Origin of the sequence: Bradyrhizobium sp. Ghvi (assembly GCF_900115265.1) — a bacterium.
Taxonomy (GTDB): Bacteria; Pseudomonadota; Alphaproteobacteria; order Rhizobiales; family Xanthobacteraceae; genus Bradyrhizobium.
Window position 1 is genome coordinate 245,979 of sequence record NZ_FOVU01000001.1, and the last position, 21,677, is coordinate 267,655.

A 21,677-nucleotide genomic window follows, 5' to 3' on the forward strand; every position below is an offset into this window, starting at 1 on the left:
ATGTTGGCGGCGGGATCAGAAGGGTTCTCGCGCAGCGCGCGGGCGGCGCAACTGCCGAGCAGGAGTTGACTAAAATTTCGCCTGTCGCATCGTGACCGGCGCGCTTAGCTTAGTACGTTCCGTCCTTTCCCCCTCCTCCGGAGTTCCCATGTCCCTCCTCATCCGTGGCGGCACCGTCGTCAATCATGATCATTCGCGCCGTGCGGACGTGCTGATCGAGGGCGGCAGCATCGTCGCGATCGGCGCATCGATCGCAGCACCCACCGGCGCGGAGATCATCGATGCCGGCGGCGCCTATGTCATTCCGGGGGGCATCGATCCGCACACCCATCTCGAAATGCCCTTCATGGGCACCGTCACCGCCGACGACTTCGAATCCGGCACCAAGGCGGCCCTGACCGGCGGCACCACCATGGTGGTGGATTTCTGCCTGCCCGACCCCGGCCAGTCGATGCTCGCGGCCTATCAGGAGTGGCGGCACAAGTCCGAGAAGGCAGCCGCCGACTACGGCTTCCATATGGCGGTGACGTCGTGGTCGAAGCAGATCTATGACGAGATGGAGACCGTGGTCAAAACCTACGGCATCAACACCTTCAAGCATTTCATGGCGTACAAGGGCGCTCTGATGGTGAATGACGACGAGCTCTACAACTCGTTCGCGCGCTGCGCCCATCTCGGCGCCATGCCGGTGGTGCACGCGGAGAACGGCGACGTCGTTGCGTTGATGCAGGAGGCGCTGATCGCGCGCGGCGTCACCGGCCCCGAGGGCCACGCCTATTCACGGCCACCGGAAGTCGAGGGGGAAGCCACCAACCGTGCCATCATGATCGCCGATTTGACCGGCACGCCGGTCTATATCGTTCACACCAGCTGCCGCGAAGCACATGAGGCGATCGCGCGCGCACGCGCCGCGGGCAAGCGCGTCTATGGCGAGCCGCTGATCCAGCATCTCTTGCTCGATGAACGCGAATATCAGAACAAGGATTGGGATCATTCCGCGCAGCGGGTGATGTCGCCGCCGTTCCGCGACAAGTCGCACCAGGACAGCCTATGGGCCGGCCTGCAGTCCGGCTCGCTGCAAGTGGTCGCGACCGACCACTGCGCCTTCACCACCGAGCAGAAGCGCTTTGGCCGCGGCGACTTCAGGAAGATCCCGAACGGCACTGGCGGCCTCGAAGATCGCCTGGCGCTGCTGTGGACCGCCGGCGTCGCGACGGGGCGGCTGACCAAGGAAGAATTCGTTGCGGTAACCTCGGCGAACATCGCCCGCATCCTCAACATCTATCCGCGCAAGGGCGCGGTCGCCGTGGGTTCGGATGCCGATATCGTGGTGTGGGATCCGAAGGCGACCAAGACCATCAGCGCGAAGCGGCAGATGAGCCGGATTGACTATAATGTGTTCGAAGGTTTTGCCTGCACCGGCGGGCCTGCTGCGACAATCTCGCGCGGTCGCATCGTGTGGAAGGATGGCGATCTGCGCGCCGAGGCGGGCGATGGGCACTATGTCGAGCGACCGGCTTTCTCGCCGGTGCACGTCGCCAATTCGACGTGGAAGGAGCTGACCGCCCCGCGGGCCGTAAGCCGCGGAGCAGTGACGCCGTAGCGATCAGGCCGCCTTGGTCGCTCGCAATCGGTCGAGCACCCGCAACAACGACCTCGCTCTTGACGTCGCTCAGGTCATCGGCCGCGTGCGCACTGATACCGATCATTTCAGCGCCAAGCTCAACACGTCGGTCAGGGAATTGGAAGCGACCGACTGGCTGCCATTCCGCCAAGTTAGGCGCTGATCGTGCTGTCGCATCCAGGATCTTTGACGCGTTCTTCACGACCAGGGCGGGACCGGCATGGGCCTCGCCATCGCGCGCGCGGTGATGGCGAGCCATGGCGGGTCGATCGGGCTCAAGCCCTCTGACGAGGGCGTAGCCTTCGAGCTCCAATTCCCTGCCGCCTAGATCGCGAACACCCAGGCGGCGACGATGGTGCCGATGGTGACCAGACCCGCGATGGTCCAGCCGGCGGCATATTCCAGTTCAGGATGACCGGTCGCCCGCATGATCTCTACCGGATCGGCGGAATGCTTCTCTGCCATGACAGCCTCGCACATCACTCTCCGCGTCATAGATAAGTCGCACCAGACGCCATCAGGTTCCATCACGGAAATGCGAGGGATGACGCAACTTGGCTTGTTCAGCGAACCGCAGGCGGGGCCGGCGGGCCTGCGCTATACGGACAATTTTGTCGACGCCGCCGCCGAGCAGGAGCTGATCGGCCGCATCGCAGCATTGCCGCTCCAGCGCTTTCAGTTCGGCGCGTTCGAGGGCAACCGCCGGGTGGCGTGGTTCGGCTATCAATACGATTATTCGCAGCAGCGGCTGACCGAGGCCGAGCCGATCCCGGACTGGGTGCGGCCGGTCGCGCGTCGGGCCGAGACATGGGCGGGGTTCGCCGAGGGGAGCGTGCGGCAGGTGCTGTGCACCGAGTATGATGTCGGCGTCGGCATCGGCTGGCACCGCGACAAGCCGCACTTCAAGGAGATCCTCGGACTGTCGCTGGGCTCTCCCTGCAAATTCCGCTTCCGCCGTCGACGCGGCGACAAATGGGAGCGCTACACGCTCGAGGCGCTACCGCGCTCGCTCTACATGATGGAGGGCGAGGCGCGCGCGCAATGGGAGCACAGCATCCCGCCGGTCGAGGCGCACCGCTACTCCATCACGTTCCGGACGATGAAGCAGGGCTGACGGACCAAAAACGCGAAAACAACCCCATGCACAGTAGAACGCTCTCCCGGGACGAGGGACGGCCGCACGTGACAACTGTCTGATCCGTCGCGCCAAATCGGCTGCCCGGCGCAATCGCTGCATGGCCCGTGCATTGCATTCAGATGCGGGAATGCGAACCAGGCAAGCGTGCCGTGAAATCGCCGCAAGAGAAACCAACAACACGAACATAGAGCGCGCAAAGCCGGCACCACCATGATCAAGAATTGTCTGGCATTCTTTCTTGTTCTGACCATGACAGCGGCCTCCGCACATGGCCTGGCGCCGGTGCGGCCAACCGCGCCGTCCGATCTTGTCCTGATAGGCCTCACCGACAGCGACACCACCGCCGGCGGCCTCGCACGGCTCTGCGAGCAGGTCACCTTCTCGCGCGGCCTGCGCTATGGCGACAGCGAGGCCAATGTGCTCGACGTCGCGACCAGCGAGGCTACCAAGGCGGACACGCCGCGACCGGTGCTGCTGTTCGTGACAGGCGACACGTTCACCGGCGACCGCGGCGCACCGGAGCTGTCCCGCGACATCCAGGACGCAGCGATGTGCTTTGCCGCCCGCAACGGCATGATCGGGGTGCGCGTGAACTATCGCCTTGCGCCCGCGGCGACCTGGCCAAAGGGCGCGGCCGACGTCGCCGCGGCATTGTCCTGGGTCCACGGCAATATCGACCTGTTCAACGGCGATGCCCGCGAGATCGTCGCGGTCGGCTATGGCGCCGGCGCTTTCCATGTCGCGAGCCTGCTCGCGCATCCCGAACTTCAGGCCGACCGGGCCGATGTCGCCGCCGTCGTGCTGGTGTCCGGCATCTATCGCGCCGGCAAGGATGCCAGTGACAGCGAGAAGGCCTATTTCGGTAACGACGCCAGCCAATACGACAAGCGGTCGGTCTTTCCGGGCATTCTCAACGTCGACGAGCCGATCCTGCTGGCCTGGGCGGCGAACGATGCCGCGAACCTGGTCGCGCAAGGCGAGACCCTGAAGAAGACGCTCTGCGGCGCCGGCCACTGCCCGCGCACGACCGTGCTGCGAAGCCACGACGGCATCGCGGCTGCATTCGGCCTCGACGGCTCCGGCGACAGCCTCGCCGAGCCGACGCTCCTGCTGGTGCATCAGCTGGAGGCGCGCGGGCTGCCGTAGGGGCCGATCAATCCATCCCGGTCTCCCTGAGGTGGCCGCTTCTTCAGCGGCCCTCGAAGGGCGATGGCCGGCTGTCTCCGCTTGGATGCAGCCTGGCCGTTCATCCATCGAGGCTCCGCCCGCGATGCGCTGCATCGCGAGCCTCGCACCTCAGGATGACGGGGGTAGTGCGACGTTGTTGATCGCAACCGCCGCGTCAGCACGCCTGCCGCTTTCGTCGATCCATCCAGCCATAGGATCGCCAAACGCTTGACGTAGATCAACTCGCCTTGGTGCGGACTGAGCCGATCTCGTTGGGGGCCAACGATAAGGTGTCGAGCATGCGCGTCACCGGCAGATTGCTGTTCGTTTTGATCACCGCGCTCGCCTCGCTCGGGGCGATGTCGCAGCAGCGTTCGGACCAACCCACTTCCGACGACGAAATCCGCATCGGCAACATCGTGCCCTATTCGGGGCCGCTCTCGGAGTTCGGTGCGATCGGCAATGCGGAGGCTGCCTATTTCGACATGGTCAACGATCACGGCGGCATCAACGGCCGCAAGGTCCGCTTCATCACCCGCGACGACAATTCAGATCCTGCAACCGCGCTGGACCTGACCCGCGATCTCGTCGAGAAGGACAACGTGCAGCTGATGTTCGGATCGTTCGGCACTCCAGGCAATCTCGCCACGCGCTCGTACCTGAACGAGAAGAAGATCCCGCAGCTGTTCGTCGCCTCCGGCGACGAGGAACTGAGCCAGGCCAGGGCGTTTCCCTGGACCATGGGCTGGCAACCGCCATTCCGCTCCGAGGGGCGCATCTACGCAAACTATATCCAGGCCTATTATCCCCGGAAGAAGATCGTCGTGCTCTGGCAGAATGACCAGTTCGGCCGCATGCTCTACAAGGGCATCCAGGAAGGCCTTGGCGATCTGAACCGTCTCGTCCTCGTGGACGTCGCCTTCGACATCTCGGACCAGCATCTCGAAGGACATGTGTCGATCCTCAAGCGCGCGGGGGCCGACATTTTCGTCTTCCTCGGCGTGCCATCGACGGCTTCCAAGGTCATCCAGCTCGCGGCGTCGCTGAATTGGCACCCGGTCTTCATCGTCAACGATGCCTCGGCCTCGATCGCCAATGCGATGGCACCCGCGGGCCTCGAGAATTCGGCCGGCGTGATCTCGGCGGCGTTCCTGAAGGATCCGAGCGATCCCGCGTGGAAAGACGATCCAGGCATGAAGGACTGGTTCGCCTTCATGGACAAGTACCACCGGGTCGAAAGCACCAACAACAGCGCAGCGCTCTATGGTTACGCCGCGGCCGAGGCGCTGACCAAGGTGCTGAGGCAATGCGGCGACGACCTGTCGCGCGAGAACATCATGCGTCAGGCGGCATCGCTGCGGGACTATCACCCCTCCGTCGCGTTGCCCAATATCAGGATGAACAGCTCGCCCGACAGCTATCTGCCGATCAAGCAGATGCGGCTGGTCCAGTTCGACGGCCGCTCCTGGCAGCCTTTTGGGGAAGTGATTGAGACGGCGTTTACCGAGGGCGCAGCGAGGTAGGACTTATCACGCGCACCTTTTGCTGAGCCACCCCTCTCCCCCGCCCTATCCCACAAGGGGGGAGAGTTAGGGAGAGGGGTGCCACACGGGGACTCTCTCAATCGGAACGGCGTATCCTCACGCCGGCTTGAGCGAGGCCAGTGCGCTTTCCAGCAGCGAGCGCACGCGGGCGGCATCGCCTGATTTCACCACGGCGGGATCGAGATAGAGCTCCAGCCCCGGCGCGCGCTCGGTGATGACCCCGCTCCGCTCCGTCGCAGCGTCGTTGAGGGCATCCACCGAATATGGAATGACCTCGCGGCTGATGCCTTTCATGGTGATCGCCGGCAGCGCGTGGGCGCGAACGATGTCGCTGACCAGCGCAAAGGTCTCGTAGCTCAGCACGATGCCGCCGGGCTCGGCGATCGATTGCAGCCGCGCGGCGAGGTTCGCTTCCGCGCCGATGATGGTGTAGTCCATGCGGTCGCTGCTGCCGAAATTGCCAACGTTGCAATAGCCGGAATTGATGCCCATCCGCGAGCGGAACGGCTGCTCGATGCCGGCGGCGCGCCATTTTGCATTGAGCTCGGTCAGACGCTGCTGCATGCGCCAGGCCATCTGCAGGCAGGCCTGCGCGTCCGCCCGATCGCCCTTGGTCTCGGGGTCGCCGAAGAAGATCAGCATGGCATCGCCGATGAACTTGTCGACGGTGCCGCCATGCTCGTGCGCGATCGCGGACATCTCGGTGAAATATTCGTTGAGGAGCTGGGTCAGCAATTCCGGCTGCAGCCGCTCGGTGGTCGCCGTGAAATTCTGGATGTCGGAGAAGAAGATCGTGAGCTTCTTGCGCTCGGTGTGGATGGTGACGTCCTTCTGGCCGGAGAAGATGCTTTTGTAGACCTGCGGCGGAATGTAGCGCGAGATCTTCATCGAGAGCGAAGCCAGGAAGTCGTTGGCGGATTCGAGCTCCTTGTTCATGCCCTTGATGCGGCTCGCCTGGCGGCGCTGCAGCGAGAGGAACGACAGGCCGCAGCCGGCGGCGATCAGGAAATAGGCCAGCAGGAACTTGAAGGAGAAGATGTTGGCGGCGATCGGCTGGGCGATAATGACTTCCTGGATGCCTCTGATGTCACCGACCTTCCAGTCCTTCTTCGGGCTTTCGGGGTGGCTGTTGTGGCAGCTGACGCAGGCCGGCCCCATCGTGACGGGGGCGACCAGGCGGACCTTGTCCGAGAACAGCGAGGTCTCGGTGTCGACGATCTTCTGCTCGGGATCGGCGCGCAGTGCGGCCAGCGCATCCTTCTCGAACTTGTCGAGCTGGTGCGGGGCACGGTTCTGGAACGGAAAGTCCGAGACGAAGCGGTAGGTGATGTTCTCCTGCTGGGCGCCGATCACCCGGCCGAGCTCCAGCGACAGCGTCGCGGGAATCGGCACCGCTCCGGGAACGGATTCGTAATTGTGCACGACCTTGGTCGTGCCGCCGGGGTTGGCAAGGATGCGCCCGACTACGTTGGAGGCGTAATAGCTGCGCACGCTGGTGATGACGGAATTGAGATCGATGGCCTGCCGGCGCAGCGCCGTCTTGCTGAGCTCGGTCAGGTCCAGCCAGACTGCGAGCGGCAGGGCAAGCAGGAGGAAGGCGATCACGGCCCCGGTCAGGATGCCGCTCTTGCGCTGCTCCTCGGCGATCTCTTGTTTCACTTGATGGCTCCGTTATGCGGTTTTGGCGCAGGCCCGCCGGATTTGCGCCACAGCATGCGCCTGGCACACAGCCAATAAACGCGCGCCCGCGCAACCCCTTTTATGGTGGTCGCGGCAAGCTGCTTTTGGTTTGATGACGAATGTCTAAGATCGCCATCAACCTGCATTGATAATCCGGACCGAGCCATGACCGAGACCATCCGCATCAGGCGCTTCAACGCGCGCCCCGTGATCGTGCCGATGAACTTGCCGCTTCTGACCTCGACCGGGGCGGTGGCGAAGGCGCCGCTGGTGCTGATCGACTGCGAGACCGACCAGGGCGCGGTCGGCCACGCCTATCTGTTCTCGATCACGCCGTCGGCCCTGAAGCCGCTGACCGCCATGGTCACGGAAATGTCGGACCTCGTCGCCGGCGACGAACTGCTGCCGTTCGAGATCGAGCGAAAGCTGACCCGGCACTTCACGCTGCTCGGGCTTGCCGGCCTTCAGCGCCTGGCGCAATCGGGCATCGACATGGCGGCCTGGGACGCGCTGGCCCGCAGCCACAGCCTACCGCTGGCCCGCCTGCTCGGCGGCGCGCCGAAGCCGGTCAAAGCCTACAATTCAAAGGGGCTCGGCATCATGCCGGCGGGTGCCGCTGTCGACGAGGCACACAAGCTGCTGGCCGAGGGTTTTCACGCTGCCAAGATCCGCCTCGGCCGGCCCGATGCAAGGGAGGATCTCGCCGTGGTCCGTGCGGTGCGCAAGGCTGTCGACGACGAGGTGACGCTGATGTGCGACTACAATCAGGCGCTGACCGTGAGTGAGGCGATCCGCCGCGGCGAGATGCTCGACGACGAAGGCTTGAGCTGGATCGAGGAGCCGATCCGCCACGACGACTACGCGGGCTGCGCCCGCATTGCCGATGTGCTGCGAACGCCGGTCCAGATCGGCGAGAATTTTGACAGCGCGTTCTCGATGCAGGCCGCGCTGTCCGTCGAAGCCTGCGACTACGCCATGCCCGACGTGCAGCGCATCGGCGGGGTCACGGGCTGGCTCCGCGCCGCAGCGCTCGCCCACGCCGCCGGCATCGAGATGTCGACGCATCTGTTCTCGGAAGTGAGCGCTCAGCTGCTCTGCGTGACGCCATCGGCGCATTGGCTGGAATATGTCGACTGGGCCGACGCGGTGCTGGCGAGCCGGCTCAAGATCAAGGACGGCTTTGCGCTGCCGGGCGAGGAGCCCGGCAACGGCCTTGAATGGGACGAGGCGGCGGTGAAGAAATATCTCGTGAGCTAGGTGCGGCTACGCTTCCGCCGCTGCCTGCGTTCTATTTGAAGCCGCAGTCGCTGGACGAGATCATCGACCAGATCGCCTGCCGTGCGATCAATCCCCTGGGCGTAGCGGACATCTCCGCACCGGCATTGCAATGGCCCGGCGAGACCTGAGCTCAGGCGGCGATTGCGACGGGGCCCAAAGACGTCTAACCATGCCCCATGACGACATGGCGCCCTCGTCCCCATATCCGGGTCGTTGCGATCGGCCTGCACTGGCGCGCCGGGCGGCTGCTTGCGGCCGAGGTGCGCGACGATGCGGGGCGGATCAAAGGCGTTCGCCCCCTCGGCGGTGAAATCGAGTTCGGCGAGAGCTGGCAGGCTGCGCTCGCACGCGAGTTCAATGAAGAGCTCGGCATCGATATCATCATTACCGGCGCGCCGCTGATGATGGAGAACATCTTTGTCCACGAGGGCGCGACCGGACACGAAGTGATGTTCATCGCCGAAATCGCGTTCCCGCCCGGCGCGTTCGATAGCGAGGACCGCATCGACTTCCGCGAGGACAACGGAGAGGAGATCGTGGCCCGCTGGTTCGACCTCGCCGATCTCGATGTCGAAGGCGGCCCGAACCTCTATCCGACCGGGCTGAAGGAGTTGTTGCTCAGGCGCAATTGACAGTCCCTGCTACCACGGCTCTGCGCCCGGGATTTTCTTGCGCACGGCTATCCAGCCCGTATCGCGTCAGGCACCGCGGCCAGCAGATTGCTCCTGCGCGGGGTAATCGAGCCGGCCGTCGGACAGGATGTGCGCGGCCGGATTGATTTTTGCCTCGTCGACCTGTCCGGGGCCGAGAATATGAAACACCGTCTCTCCAGCAGCGAGCAGATAGTCGGTAATGATCCGCCGGTGACATCGCCACCACAATGTCTCTGCACACATGATGGCGCAGCGTTGCGCCTGCCCGAGTTCGCGCAAATGGGCAAGGCCTTGGTGAAACGCCGCGCCCATGGCGTGGTCGGCATAATTGTGGAAGCTGTCGTTCTGCCAGAAGGCGTTGGTCTCGCGCGCCACCTCGCGCTTGCGGCTGCGCAGCCCGCCCAGCGACGCGATGTGCTCATAGCCGATCGAAACGGTCGCAAGCGATTGCGGCAGCGTCTCGCGATTGTACTGCGGGTTGGTGCGCGAGCGGGGCACGGTGCGGACATCGGCCACGAAGGTGACCGAGCTGCCCTGCAGCAGTTCGACGAATTGCTCGATCGAACGTGTCGCGTGCCCAATCGTGAAAAAGGGATGAGCCATGGAAACCTCGTCGGCTCGCTTGCGCCACTCAGCTCTTGAGCCGCCGCAACGCCTTGCCCTTGTGCAGGGCGACGTGATCGGTCTTGTCGCTCTTTATCTCGTATTGGGGATCGTCGGGCGAGGCGTGGTGAGTGTGGCCCCTGTAGTCGACGTCTTTGGTGTGGACGCGCAGGATGTGGCCACGCACGCGCCCGGCCTCGGAATTCCAGCTGACGTGATCGCCGCGATGGAAGGATTTGGGCATGGAGGAACAATGCCGGGCGTGGCGGCGTGTTCCAGGGGAGCGGAGCATGACGCGGCAGTCCGTCTTCGCTCTTTCGAGCTACGCCGGATACGCTCATTTTTGAGATTGGTGGATCGTGGCTTGCCTAGCCGAAGCTCGCGGCGGCAGCCCGCCTTCGCCCTTTGGGCTTCGGCGTGGCATCCTTCTCTCGCTATCGCGAGCGAAGGATGGTGGGCACGACAGGGATCGAACCTGTGACCCCTACCATGTCAAGGTAGTGCTCTCCCGCTGAGCTACGTGCCCTAAAAGTCCACTTACGTCGGGTGGGGTCCCTATAACGGCTCAAGGGAGCGTGCGCAAGGACGGAACAAGGCCGATTTAGGCCGCCAGCATCTTGTTCACTTCGCTCACCAATTCCCTGAGGTGAACGGGCTTCGACAGCACCTTGGCGTTCTTGGGGGCGTCCGAATCCGAGTTCAGGGCGACCGCGGCGAAGCCGGTGATGAACATGATCTTGATATCAGGGTCGAGTTCCGAGGCCCGGCGGGCGAGTTCGATACCGTCCATCTCCGGCATCACGATGTCGGTGAGCAGCATCTCGAAGGGCTCTTCCCGGAGCCGCTGATAGGCGGCCATGCCGTTGTCATGAGACGAGACTTGAAAACCGGCATTTTCCAGCGCCTTGACCAGGAAACGGCGCATGTCGTTGTCGTCTTCGGCGAGCAGGATTTTTGCCATGGCAGGAACGTCGAATCCCCAGAGGATATGCAGAGGTCACTAAGCCCGACAGAGGGTAAATTTGGGGTGAAAATCTTAACCCTCAGGCTCGCTGCGGGGTGTTGTGAACCGGAATGGAATGCGAATCAATTCCGCCGCACCCGCCGATCCCCGCCTGTCTGCCCGCACAGTTAAGACCTGTTCCAGCGTCCATCGCATCTTTTCACTTGGCAGAATGGTTGCGATTCCGGACAATGACGACACATAAGAGCCGCTCGATCGGCCGAATCACTTCGATCCGAAGCTTTGCCGGATCTTGCGGCGCCGAGCCTTGCGGCGTGAAGGGACGAAGCCTGAGAGTAAGGGACAAAGCCTGAGAAGATGACCCGGTTTGACGGCGAGGTGTCGCCAGCCTTCGAGATCGTGGAGCCCGCCGAGTGGCGCGCGCCTGTTATCTTCAACTCGCCCCATTCCGGCTCGACCTATCCGGACGAATTCCTCGCGGCATCGCGGATCGACCTGGCGCAACTCCGGCGCTCCGAAGATTCCTTCATGGACGAGCTGATCGGCCACCTCAGCGCGCGCGGCTTTCCGACCGTGCGGGTCAACTTTCCCCGCTCCTTTGTCGACGTCAACCGCGAACCCTATGAGCTCGACCCCCGGATGTTCACCGGACGCCTGCCGAGCTTTGCCAACACCCGCTCGATGCGCGTCGCGGGCGGATTAGGCACCATTCCGCGCGTGGTCGGCGACGGCCAGGAGATCTATCGCGACCGCATTCTGGTCGACGATGCGTTGGCGCGGATCGAGACGCTGTACAAGCCCTATCATCGCGCGCTGCGCCGGCTGATCAACAAGGTGCACCAGATGTTCGGCACCGTGGTGCTGGTCGACTGCCATTCGATGCCCTCGGTCGGCGTCAGCAGAGACGAGCCGCGCCGGCCCGACATCGTGATTGGCGACCGCTACGGCACGAGCTGCACGCCCCTGCTGCCCGACCGCGTCGAAGAAACCATGACCGGGCTTGGCTATTCGATCGGCCGCAACAAGCCCTATGCGGGCGGCTTCATCACCGAGCATTACGGCAATCCGGCGAGCGGCCTGCACGCCGTGCAGCTCGAACTCAACCGCGGGATCTACATGGACGAACGGCGGCGCGAGCGCGGCCCGCGCTTTGCGCAAGTGGCGAGCGATTTCGGCATCCTCGCCGACGTGCTGGCGACCACGATCCCGTTCGGCGACCTCGGCCCGTTCCAGGCCGCAGCGGAATAAACGCAGCTTTCGAACGACCCGCTTGTACGCTTCTCACGCGCGGGCGCGTTTTCGTTTGGTGCCAACACGCGCGTGAAACTGAAAACAGGCAACACAGAAAAAAGGGCCGCTTCTGATGAAGAAGCGGCCCAAGTCTAGGGAGGAAACGCCCAAGGAGGGCAGCGGTAACGCCAAGCGCTACCGCACCGCAACAATATGCGGCCGCGCCGCACAAAGTGCAAGAGCTTTTGCGCCGATTCCCATGCAAAAACACATGGCTCATTTGCTTCCAGCGAAATCCAGATTCAGTCTCTTTAATAAGGAAATTCAATGGGTTGATAGTCATTTGCATACAAACAAGGCATATAAGGAACTAAGTTCTCAACACCGTGATCGATATTTGGCCAGCATATGGCTCGCCGGGCAACCGGCCTCCGCATCCAAAATACCAGGGTGCAAACCAAGACAGCGCTGCACGGGCGAGGCGAATTGAGCTAGCTAGATGCAAGCTTCACCCGACTTTCGTTTTGAGGATGCGCCGTGACGGTGATCGATTTCTCAGCCTTCATCGGACGGCTTGCCACCGCCTCCGGCGAAACCATCCTGCCGTTCTTCCGCACCTCGCTGTCCATCGACGACAAGAGCAAGACCAAGGATTTCGATCCGGTCACGGAGGCCGACCGGGCCGCGGAGGCCGTGATGCGGCGGCTGATCAAGGCCAATTTCCCTCAGCACGGCATCGTCGGCGAGGAATTCGGCAATGAGCGCGAAGACGCCGATTATGTCTGGGTGCTCGACCCCATCGACGGCACAAAGTCGTTCATCGGCGGCTTTCCGATCTGGGGCACGCTGATCGCGCTCCTGCACAAGGGCACGCCGGTCTACGGCATGATGCACCAGCCCTTCATCGGCGAGCGCTTTTCCGGCGACAACGGCTCGGCCAACTACAAGGGCCCCTCCGGCGAGCGCCGGCTTCAGGTCCGCCGCTGCGCCTCGCTGTCGGAGGCGACCACCTACACTACCTCGCCGCTACTGATGAACGAGCACGACCGAGCCGTTTTCGGCCGGATCGAGCAGGGCGCGCGACTGTCGCGCTATGGCGGCGATTGCTATTCCTACTGCATGCTGGCGGCCGGCCACGTCGATCTCGTGGTCGAGACCGAGTTGAAGCCTTATGACATCGCAGCGCTGATCCCGATCGTGACCGGTGCCGGTGGCATCGTCACCACCTGGGAAGGCAAGCCGGCGCAGGGCGGCGGTCGCATCGTCGCGGCCGGCGACGCCAGGGTTCATGAAGAAGCACTGAAGCTGCTGAACCAATAGCAAATGCGAGCGGGAGGCTTGCATGACCATCTCGCGGAGGCTGCTCGCTACGTCGTTCCTAGGATTGTTCCTGCTGCTGCCGTCCATGGCGTCGGCACAGAATTTTCCCGCAAAACCGATCAAGCTGATCGTGCCGTTCCCGGCCGGCGGTCCCAATGACATCATCGCCCGCGTCATCGGCCAGCGCATGTCGGAACTGGCGGGGCAGCCGGTGCTGATCGACAATCGCGGTGGCCAAGGCGGCGTGCTCGGAACCGACGCGGTCGCAAAGAGCGCGCCCGACGGCTACACCATCGCCATCTCCTCGGCCGGCGCGCTCGCGATCAGCCCGAGCATGGAGAGGGTTGCCTACGATGCGCTTGTCGACCTCACGCCGGTGACGCTGGTCGCAACCGTTCCGGAAATGCTGGTCGTGGCGACCAACGTGCCGGCCAAGGACATCGGCGAATTGATTGCGCTCGCCAAGGCGCAGCCCGGAAAGCTCAATTTCGCCTCTTCAGGCCCCGGCAGCCTGCCGCATCTCGCCGGTGAATTGTTCAAGCTGACGGCCAGGATCGACATCGTGCACGTGCCCTATCGCGGCGCGGCTCCGGCCGTGAACGATCTGTTGGGCCAGCAGGTGCAGATGACCTTCCTCGATCTCCCGGTGCTGCTGCCGCAAGTCAAGGCCGGCGCCTTGAGGCCGATCGCAGTCGGATCAGTGGAGCGCGCCCCGACCGCGCCGGACGTGCCGACCACGAAGGAAGTGGGCTTTCCCGATCTGCGCATCGAGAACTGGTACGGCATGGTCGCGCCGAAGGGCACGCCGAAGGAGATCGTCGGCGCCCTGCATGACCTCGCGACCAGGGCCATGGCGGATCCCGCGGTGAAGGAGAAGCTCGCCCAGCAGGGTGCGACGCTGGTCGGCGACGAGCCTGAGCATTTTCGCGCCTTCATCGCGGACGAGACGAAGAAGTGGGCGCAAGTGATCAAGGACGCCGGCGTCGAGACGGCGAAATAAGTCACCTTTCTCCTCACACCGCCTCGGCCCGCAAATGCTCCACCAGCATCTTGGCCGGCCGTGGCAGGGTCTTGAAGCTGCGGGCGCAGATCACGAGCTTGCGGTTGGCCCAGGCGTCGCGCAGGCGGAGCATGGCGAGCGGCATCAGCTTGGCGCAGCGGCGGGCGGCGGCTTCAGGCACCAGGGCGATGCCGACGTCGGCGGCGACCATCTGGCAGATCGCGTCGAAGTCGCGCAGGCGCGCACGGTAATGCGGCCGCATGCCCAATCGGGCGGCGTGCTTTGAAATATGCATCTGAAGCGCGGTGGCGCTGGTGAGCCCGACGAAATCGCAAGCGCCCGTCTCCTGAAAATCGATCTGGCGACGGCCCGCGAACGGACCGCGGCGCGACGTCACCAATGTCAGGTGATCTTCGCTGAAGACGAAGCGCTCGATATGGTCGGGCAGCGCGTGCTCGGCGGCGAAGCCGAGATCGGCGGCACCGGCGGTAATCGCCGCCGCGATGTCGGTGCTCTCGCGTTCCTCGATGTCGATGGCGACGTCGCGATGCTCGCGCAGAAATGCGGCCAGCGCCTTCGGCAGATGCTCCGACAGTCCCGATGTGTTGACGAGAAAATGCACGCTGGCGCGCACGCCGCTGGCAAAGCCGGCGAGGTCACCGCGCATGGCGTCGATCTGGTGGATGACCAACCGCGCATGATCGAGCAGGCTCTCGCCGGCCGCCGTCAATTCGACGCCGCGGCGCCCACGCTTGAGCAGCGCGACGCCGAGCGCGTCCTCGAGCCCCTTGATGCGCGCGCTGGCCGAGGCCAGCGCCAGGTGCGAGCGCTCGGCGCCGCGCGTGATGCTGCGCTGGTCGGCGACCGCGATGAAGAGCTGGAGATCGACGAGGTCGAAACGCATGGCAGGTCTCCTCAGCCTTCGTGGTTTACGAAGGCTGTCTCCGTAACCTTCAGATTGTGCCGGCGCGCAGCTTCGGTCAATGTGTTGGGATGATCGACCCGCTCCTCATTCTCATCGCCGCCGTCTTCCTGGTCGCCGGATTCGTCAAGGGCGTGGTCGGGCTCGGCCTGCCGACCGTGTCCATGGGCCTGCTCGCAGTGAGCATGGCGCCGAGCCGCGCGATTGCCATCGTGATCGTGCCCGCCATCGTCACCAACATCTGGCAGACCTTCGTCGGTCCGTATTTGCGCGACATCCTGAGGCGGCTGTGGCCGCTGATGATCGGCACCGTGATCGGATGCTGGCTCAACGCCGGTGCGCTGACGGGGCCCTATGCCCGATACGGCACCGTGGTGCTCGGCATCCTGCTGGTGGTCTACGCCATCATCGGCCTCAGCAAGTTCAAATTCCACGTCGCACCCGGGAACGAGAAATGGGCCGGCGGCGTGGTCGGAATCATCACCGGTGTGATCTCGGCCTCGACCGGCGTGCAGGTGATCCCCTCGATGCCGTTCATGCAGGCGATCGGCATGGAAAAGGACGAGCTGGTGCAGGCGCTCGGCGTGTTCTTCACGACGGCAACGCTGGCACTCGCCTTCAATCTCACCGCCGGCGGTTTGCTGACCCCGGCCAATGCCGTGCCGGGGGCCGTCGCGATGGCGATGGCGTTTGCCGGCATGTATATCGGCCAATCGGTGCGGGCGCGGATGCCGGCGGAAGCGTTTCGCCGCTGGTTCCTGATCGCGATGATCCTGCTCGGCGTCTATCTCGCCGGCAGCGCGCTGCTGAAGGAGTTCGCTTAACCGAAGTTACCGCGCCTCCAGCATGGCGACGCGGATGCCGAGATAGATGAAGAGGCCGCCCAAGGCACGGTTGACCCAGGCAATCACGCCCTCCGACCGCCGCAGCCGGTGAGCGGCCCTAGCCGCGAACGCCGCCAGCACCAGACACCACAGCGTGCCCGTACAGATGAAGATCAGGCCGAGCGTCAGGAAGGCGAGCGGCTTATGGGCTGAATCGGCTGCGACGAATTGAGGCAGGAAGGCCATGAAGAACAGCGCGACCTTGGGATTGAGCGCGTTGGTGAAGACGCCTTGCAGGAAAACCCGCCGCAGCGAGCTCCGCTCGGCATCGTCCTTGACCGCCATCAGTGCCGGCCGCGACCACAGCATCTGAAGGCCGGTCAGGACCAGATAGGCCGCGCCGACCAGCTTCAGCACCCCGAACGCCGTGGACGAGGCCATCAAAAGCGCCGAAAGGCCGATCGCCGCGCCCGCGACATGGAAAAAACAGCCGCAACTGATGCCGACGGCAGCCGCCGCCCCGCCGCGCCAGCCCATCTGCAGGCTACGGCCGATCACATAGACCGTATCAGGCCCAGGTGTGATGTTGAGCAGCACGCCCGACAGGACGAAGAGCCAGATTTCGTGAATGCCGAGCATGAGAAAGGCCTCTCGCCGCCGGTCCGGGCGGTTTCAGGACCGGCCTTAGTCGGTTCGCGTCCGGCCGTCCACCGCCTGGATGCCTAGGATTTGCATCAAATTTGCAATGTGGATCATACTTTCGCTCGGCCCCGTCTGCTCTATAAAGACGGCTGTTCTTGAAATGGTGGATTGGCGGCGACTGCCACCTGGTGGCTGGCCCTCTCGCTTGGAGCTCCGAGGATATGGAAAGACGTCTGGCCGCCATCGTCTGCGCCGATGTCGCCGGCTATTCGCGCATGATGGGGACTGACGAGGCCGGCACCCACGCCGTCTTCAAGGCCCATCGTAGCGCGATCCATCCCATCATCCTCAATCATGGCGGTCGTGTCGTCAAAAACACCGGCGACGGCTTCCTGCTGGAATTTCCCTCCATCGTCGGCGCCACTGAAGCCGCCATCGCGATGCAGGTGCTGATGGCGGAGCGCAACCACCATCTGCCCGCCGACCGTGCCATGCAGTTCCGGCTCGGCATCCATATGGGCGACATCATCGCGGACGAGGACGAGGTGTTCGGTGACGATGTCAACATTGCCGTCCGCCTGGAATCGGTGGCGAGCCCGGGCGGCTTCGCGATCTCGGCCAAGGCGTACAAGGAAGCGAGCAAGCATCTCACCGTGCCGCTGGTGGACGCCGGCAATCACCGCTTCAAGAACATCAAGGATCCGATCGGGGTCTGGACCTGGACGCCCGAGGGCGCGCCTGCCCTCGCACGCGAGCTGAAGGAAGGATCGGCGCTGTCGCAGCCTTACCGCACCGCGATCGTCGGCGTGCTGCCCTTCGCCAATCTCAGCGACGCCAGGGACGAATATTTCTCCGACGGCCTGACCGAGGACCTGATTCACGCGCTGTCGCTGCAATCCTTCTACCGTGTGCTGAGCCGCAACTCGACCTTCGCCTTCAAGGGCAAGAATGTCAGCACCCGCGTGATCGCGCGCGAGATCGATGCCACCTATCTGATCCAGGGCTCGGTGCGGCGCGCCGGCGCCAAGATCCGCGTCACCGCCGAGCTGATTGCGCCGGAGACCGGCGAGCAGCTCTGGACCGGCCGCTACGACCGCGACATCGGCGACCTCTTCGCCATGCAGGACGAGATCACGACCAATCTGTCCGCCGCCATCGCCACCGAGATCGTCCGCGCCGAGGCCTCCGCGCCCGCGCGCCCGACCAACGACATCACCGCCTGGGACCGCTTCCTGAAAGGCCTGTCGCACTATTACCGGCAAACCAAGGAGGATCTAAGCGAGGCCGTCGACCTGTTCCGGGAGGCGATCGCACTCGATCCCAAACTGTCGATCGCGCACGCCTATCTCGCCACGATCCAGATCCAGAGCATCCAGTTCGGCTGGGTCAAGGGCACGCGCGAGATGTGGACGGAGGCGATGCAGCTTGCCGAGACCAGCGTCCGGCTCGACCCGCGCTCGTCCTTTGCGTTCTCGATCCTGTCCTGGGCACACGCGATGGAGGGCCATGACGAGGCGGCGATGGATGCTGCCAAGCGCGCCGTCGCCCTCAACCCCTACGACATGGGTGCACGCGGCGTGCTTGGAATCTGCCACTTCGTCATCGGCGAGCACCGCCAGGCCATCGAGCTGTTTTCGATGGCGGCCCAGCGTGACAACAGCGACCCACGCTATCAATGGGCGGCGCTGAACGCCTTCAGCCATTATCTCGTCCGCCAATATGATGCGACCCTGTCCTGGGCCCGCGAGCAGCTCTACATCAACCCGAACCACATGCAGGCGCTTGCGATCCGCGCCGCGGCGCTGGCGCAGCTCGGCCGGACCAACGAGGCCGCCGAAGCGACCGGCGTGCTGATGAGCAATTACCCGACCCTGAATGTCGACCGTCATCTGCGGAATTTTCACTGGAAGCGGCCCGAGGACATCGCGCACTACCGTGACGGGCTGCTGAAGGCGGGCGTGCCGGCCAGCAAGCTCACGCTGGTCCAGAGCGACGTCAGACGAACCGCCGAATCCTGACGGCAGCACTCCAAGGCGCGGCGCTGCAATGCCGCGCCCGGCTTTATTGACACCCGAGTGAATTCAGCCACACTTCGTCACACCCTGAAGTAGTATAGTCACGCCGCGTCCGCTGTCTGTTTGTTAGGACTTTCCGCGCTTTGTCGGCGCGGCCGCCTTTCGCGATTCGTTTGTTTCAGGAATTTGCCGATGGATGCCCCCCGCAAGACACCGTTCGATCCCTCAATCGCAGTCTCGCCGAACAATCCCTGCCCGTTCCTGCGTGGTCTCGTCGGCGAAGGCTTCGTCGACGGCGGCACCGTCCCGCTCCGGACGTTGTCGCAGACCATCGCAAATGCAAGCGGCGAGACCGGGCTGAAGAAGACCTCGGCTCGCATCCAGGTCCGCGGCGTCGCGCTGATCGCGAACGGCGCCTGTCACATCTTGCAAAGCATATTCTGGGGCGCACAGCTCAATCGCTTGCGCGGCGGGCCGCTCGACAAGCTCGGCGCCGGCTCGCGCATCCTCGGCGTCGACGGAAAGGTCAACGAGGACGAGATCTCCCGGCTCGCCGGTTTCGGCGGCACCTTTGTCGATCCGGACGGCGGCACCGAGATCGGGCTCAACGCCTCGCAAATCCAGACCTTCATGAACGACAACCTCAAGCGCGCCGGCAACCAGGCGCGCTGGTACTACCCGATCCTGATGAAGTTCGAATGGCCGGTCCTGCTCAAGATCATGGGCAAGGGTCAGGGTGATGACCGCTATCTCAGCGTGGCCGAGGTGAGGACATTGTTCAACGAGCGCAAGTTCCCTGACAGGATCACCCAGCGGGTGGTCAGCCAGCCGGTCACCCCGCCCTCGCTGATCTTGCGCGCAGGCAGCGGCTTTGTCGCCGCGCTGCTGCTATTGGGCATCGTGGCGCTGCGCTTTCCAGATCAATTCCAGCCGATGCTGCCCCATGTCATCGGCCAGTTCCTGGCCCCGCCGTTGCCGAAGCTTGTCGAGCCCCGCGCCGCGTACTGGCTCGAGCAGAACTGGGCGCTCGAGGACCGGCACTGGTTTCATCACGCCAGCCAGGGCACCGCGACCTTCCCGGTGCCGTACAGCTGGTTCATGGCGCTCGAGCAGCCGCGGCTGCATTTCTTCGCCAAGCCCGGGATGCTGCACGACAGCGACCATCTGCAGCGCTTCGGCTTCATCCCGAGCCCGCAGACGATCAACACCGATGACGCCACGTTGCGCCGGTTCGGCTATGCGAACGTCTACGACAAGACCAGGCCGGTGCCGGCGCGGTTGTGGGATCCACCGGTCAACTGGGGTCGGCAGGCCGAAAACGTCGACGGCCTGCCCGTCGGCTTTGCGCGCATGACCGGCGTGGCCGATCCTGTGACCGGCAAGATCGGCGAGGATCGGATCGGCCTCACCTGCGCCGCCTGCCACACCGGCCAGATCCACTACAAAGGCATCGACATCCGCTTCGACGGCGGCCCGGCGATGACTGATCTCAGGAAGCTCGAGATCACGACCGGCCTGTCGATCGCCTACACGCTGGTCGTGCCCGGCCGCTTCACGCGCTTCGCCGACCGTGTGCTCGGCCCCTCCGCCAGCGATGCCGACCGCGATGCGCTGAAGCAGAAGCTGAGTGCGATCGGCACATTCCTGAAAGACTGGGAAACGACCTACGACAAGACGATCGCGGGCAAGACCAGGTTCAACGAGAAGACGAAGCGCGAAGAGCAGCAGCAGGACACGGAAGAAGGATATGGTCGCCTCGACGCGCTCAACCGCATCGGCAACCAGGTCTTCTCCCAGGACATGACGCTCAGTGGCCTCAGCGGCTTCGAGAAGAATCTGCACGCCAAGGACGCGCCGGTCAGCTTCCCGCCGATCTGGACCATTCCTTGGCTGAAATTCGCGCAATATGACGCGTCCATCGAGCAACCGCTGATCCGCAACGCCGGCGAAGCGCTGGGCGTGACTGCACTGCTGAATCTGTCCAACGATACGCCGAAGGACGCCCTGTTCCGCTCGTCGATGGACATCAAGAATCTGAACTGGATCGAGGACCTGCTGAAGGGATCGGCGCCCTATCCGAAAAAGCAGCTCTCCGGCCTGACATCGCCGAAATGGCCATCGGACATCTTCGGCGACGCGGCGTGGAAGATTGATGGCGAGCGCGTCAAACGCGGCCGCAAGCTCTATGCGGAGATCTGCGTCGAATGCCATCTCGGTCCGGTCAACGATCCCGTGTTCGACAGCGAATTTCCGGACCAGAGCATCTGGTCTTCGTCACGGTGGGAAACCATCGGCAACGACAAATTCCTGAACGAGGTCCAGAAAAGCGCCAAAGGTATGGGAACGGACCCGGCTCAGGCCAGCATATTGGCGACGCGGACGGTTCAGGTGCCGGGCTTCCTCAAGCTCGACCCCACGCAGAATCTCAATGCCTGGTGGGGCTGCAGTCTGCCGGATATTTCTTCGACCGACATGCCGTACGCACTCGGCCTGATGGTGCTCGTCGACATCGTCAGCCGCAAGGCGATGGACGATGCCAAGATCGATCCCAAGGTTCAGCAGGCCTGGTGGGGTGCGCGCAAGAACTGCCCCAATCCCGGTCCGCAACCGCCGGACAAGCAGGAGAAGGGGCCCTGGTATCGCGCGCGCCCGCTCAACGGCGTCTGGGCCACCGCGCCGTACCTGCACAACGGATCGGTCCCCTCGCTCTACTGGATGCTGAGCCCCGCGGCCGAGCGCCCCAAATCGTTCTGCATGGGTGGCGATCGCGACTACGATCCGAAGCAGGTCGGCTTCGCGGTCACCGACGGCGAGAGCTGCAAGACCGGGCAGTCGCGCTTCTCGACGCTGGCGTCCGATGGCACCGAGCTGTTCGGCAACAGCAATGCCGGCCACTCGTTCGATGGCACGCCGGGTCCCGGCAAGGACGGCACCATCGGCCGCGTGCTCAGGGAGCAAGAGCGCTACGATTTGATCGAGTATTTGAAGACGCTGTGAGTCGTCTTTTTAGCTCGCCCCGCGCGCGGGGAGAGGCCAGAATGCATCCACGCCGTCATTGCGAGGAGCCCGCGAC

19 protein-coding genes, 1 tRNA gene and 1 pseudogene are annotated in these 21,677 nt (G+C 64.0%); 13 read left to right on the forward strand and 8 right to left on the reverse strand.

The features are described from left to right. Nucleotides 1-148 precede the first annotated feature (148 nt). Together hydA and BM374_RS40080 are read left to right on the forward strand one after the other, a co-directional pair. Complete coding sequence (hydA, locus tag BM374_RS01180; RefSeq protein WP_092288773.1) at nt 149-1,603, forward strand: dihydropyrimidinase; 1,455 nt, start codon at nt 149-151, stop codon at nt 1,601-1,603. A gap of 200 nt (nt 1,604-1,803) precedes the next feature. After that, nucleotides 1,804-1,952, forward strand: a pseudogene (locus BM374_RS40080) (ATP-binding protein); the annotation flags it as partial. On the opposite strand, the gene BM374_RS38385 reads toward BM374_RS40080, so the two are convergent. Beyond that, on the reverse strand, nt 1,949-2,089 hold the full coding sequence (locus tag BM374_RS38385) for a hypothetical protein (RefSeq protein WP_164938899.1): 141 nt from the start codon (nt 2,087-2,089) through the stop codon (nt 1,949-1,951). The pseudogene BM374_RS40080 and the gene BM374_RS38385 sit on opposite strands and share 4 nt — an antisense overlap. Before the next feature lie 79 nt (nt 2,090-2,168). On the opposite strand from BM374_RS38385, the gene BM374_RS01185 reads away from it, so the two are divergent. From BM374_RS01185 to BM374_RS01195, 3 genes are all read left to right on the forward strand, one after another. Then, nucleotides 2,169-2,738 (forward strand): alpha-ketoglutarate-dependent dioxygenase AlkB, encoded by a 570-nt coding sequence (locus tag BM374_RS01185; protein WP_092288774.1) that lies wholly within the window; start codon nt 2,169-2,171, stop codon nt 2,736-2,738. Between the two features lie 237 nt (nt 2,739-2,975). Further along, nucleotides 2,976-3,908: an alpha/beta hydrolase gene (locus BM374_RS01190; RefSeq protein ID WP_092290100.1), complete on the forward strand. Its 933-nt coding sequence runs from the start codon at nt 2,976-2,978 to the stop codon at nt 3,906-3,908. A gap of 320 nt (nt 3,909-4,228) precedes the next feature. Continuing rightward, entirely contained in the window at nt 4,229-5,452 is a 1,224-nt protein-coding gene (locus BM374_RS01195) for an ABC transporter substrate-binding protein (protein WP_177248032.1), read from the forward strand. Between the two features lie 117 nt (nt 5,453-5,569). Here BM374_RS01195 and BM374_RS01200 read toward each other — a convergent pair whose 3' ends face one another. Next, nucleotides 5,570-7,132 carry an adenylate/guanylate cyclase domain-containing protein gene (locus BM374_RS01200; RefSeq protein WP_092288775.1) on the reverse strand — a complete coding sequence of 521 codons (1,563 nt, stop codon included), beginning with the start codon at nt 7,130-7,132 and terminating at the stop codon, nt 5,570-5,572. Nucleotides 7,133-7,318: 186 nt separating this feature from the next. Here BM374_RS01200 and BM374_RS01205 point away from each other — a divergent pair, with 186 nt between their 5' ends. Then, nucleotides 7,319-8,410, forward strand: a complete 1,092-nt coding sequence (locus BM374_RS01205; protein ID WP_092288776.1) for an enolase C-terminal domain-like protein — start codon at nt 7,319-7,321, stop codon at nt 8,408-8,410. Nucleotides 8,411-8,607: 197 nt separating this feature from the next. Continuing rightward, a complete protein-coding gene (locus BM374_RS01210; RefSeq protein ID WP_092288777.1) occupies nt 8,608-9,063 on the forward strand; it encodes an NUDIX hydrolase in 456 nt (151 codons plus the stop codon). A 66-nt stretch (nt 9,064-9,129) separates the two neighbouring features. On the opposite strand, the gene BM374_RS01215 is transcribed toward BM374_RS01210, so the two are convergent. The 4 genes from BM374_RS01215 to cpdR form a co-directional block, all read right to left on the reverse strand. Continuing rightward, nucleotides 9,130-9,687: a DUF488 domain-containing protein gene (locus BM374_RS01215; protein WP_092288778.1), complete on the reverse strand. Its 558-nt coding sequence runs from the start codon at nt 9,685-9,687 to the stop codon at nt 9,130-9,132. 28 nt (nt 9,688-9,715) lie between these two features. Beyond that, on the reverse strand, nt 9,716-9,931 hold the full coding sequence (locus tag BM374_RS01220) for a hypervirulence associated TUDOR domain-containing protein (protein ID WP_092288779.1): 216 nt from the start codon (nt 9,929-9,931) through the stop codon (nt 9,716-9,718). A 207-nt stretch (nt 9,932-10,138) separates the two neighbouring features. Further along, nucleotides 10,139-10,213 (reverse strand) — tRNA-Val (locus tag BM374_RS01225). 75 nt (nt 10,214-10,288) lie between these two features. Next, nucleotides 10,289-10,648, reverse strand: coding sequence for a cell cycle two-component system response regulator CpdR (gene cpdR, locus BM374_RS01230; protein WP_028179810.1), 360 nt, complete (start codon nt 10,646-10,648; stop codon nt 10,289-10,291). 360 nt (nt 10,649-11,008) lie between these two features. Between cpdR and BM374_RS01235 the strand changes: the two genes are divergently transcribed. From BM374_RS01235 to BM374_RS01245, 3 genes are all read left to right on the forward strand, one after another. Beyond that, nucleotides 11,009-11,899 (forward strand): N-formylglutamate amidohydrolase, encoded by an 891-nt coding sequence (locus BM374_RS01235; RefSeq protein WP_092288780.1) that lies wholly within the window; start codon nt 11,009-11,011, stop codon nt 11,897-11,899. A gap of 519 nt (nt 11,900-12,418) precedes the next feature. After that, nucleotides 12,419-13,201, forward strand: coding sequence for a histidinol-phosphatase (hisN, locus tag BM374_RS01240; RefSeq protein ID WP_092288781.1), 783 nt, complete (start codon nt 12,419-12,421; stop codon nt 13,199-13,201). 22 nt (nt 13,202-13,223) lie between these two features. Next, nucleotides 13,224-14,201, forward strand: coding sequence for a Bug family tripartite tricarboxylate transporter substrate binding protein (locus tag BM374_RS01245; protein WP_092288782.1), 978 nt, complete (start codon nt 13,224-13,226; stop codon nt 14,199-14,201). A gap of 13 nt (nt 14,202-14,214) precedes the next feature. Here BM374_RS01245 and BM374_RS01250 read toward each other — a convergent pair whose 3' ends face one another. After that, nucleotides 14,215-15,105, reverse strand: coding sequence for a LysR substrate-binding domain-containing protein (locus BM374_RS01250; protein WP_092288783.1), 891 nt, complete (start codon nt 15,103-15,105; stop codon nt 14,215-14,217). An 89-nt stretch (nt 15,106-15,194) separates the two neighbouring features. On the opposite strand from BM374_RS01250, the gene BM374_RS01255 reads away from it, so the two are divergent. Continuing rightward, nucleotides 15,195-15,947: a sulfite exporter TauE/SafE family protein gene (locus BM374_RS01255; protein ID WP_092288784.1), complete on the forward strand. Its 753-nt coding sequence runs from the start codon at nt 15,195-15,197 to the stop codon at nt 15,945-15,947. 6 nt (nt 15,948-15,953) lie between these two features. Here BM374_RS01255 and BM374_RS01260 read toward each other — a convergent pair whose 3' ends face one another. Next, a complete protein-coding gene (locus tag BM374_RS01260) occupies nt 15,954-16,586 on the reverse strand; it encodes a LysE family translocator (protein ID WP_092288785.1) in 633 nt (210 codons plus the stop codon). A gap of 224 nt (nt 16,587-16,810) precedes the next feature. On the opposite strand from BM374_RS01260, the gene BM374_RS01265 reads away from it, so the two are divergent. Together BM374_RS01265 and BM374_RS01270 are read left to right on the forward strand one after the other, a co-directional pair. Then, nucleotides 16,811-18,607 (forward strand): adenylate/guanylate cyclase domain-containing protein, encoded by a 1,797-nt coding sequence (locus BM374_RS01265; protein WP_177248033.1) that lies wholly within the window; start codon nt 16,811-16,813, stop codon nt 18,605-18,607. A gap of 189 nt (nt 18,608-18,796) precedes the next feature. Beyond that, the gene (locus BM374_RS01270; RefSeq protein WP_092288786.1) at nt 18,797-21,601 is read left to right on the forward strand and encodes a di-heme-cytochrome C peroxidase; all 2,805 of its coding nucleotides are present in this window, start codon (nt 18,797-18,799) and stop codon (nt 21,599-21,601) included. Nucleotides 21,602-21,677 lie beyond the last annotated feature (76 nt).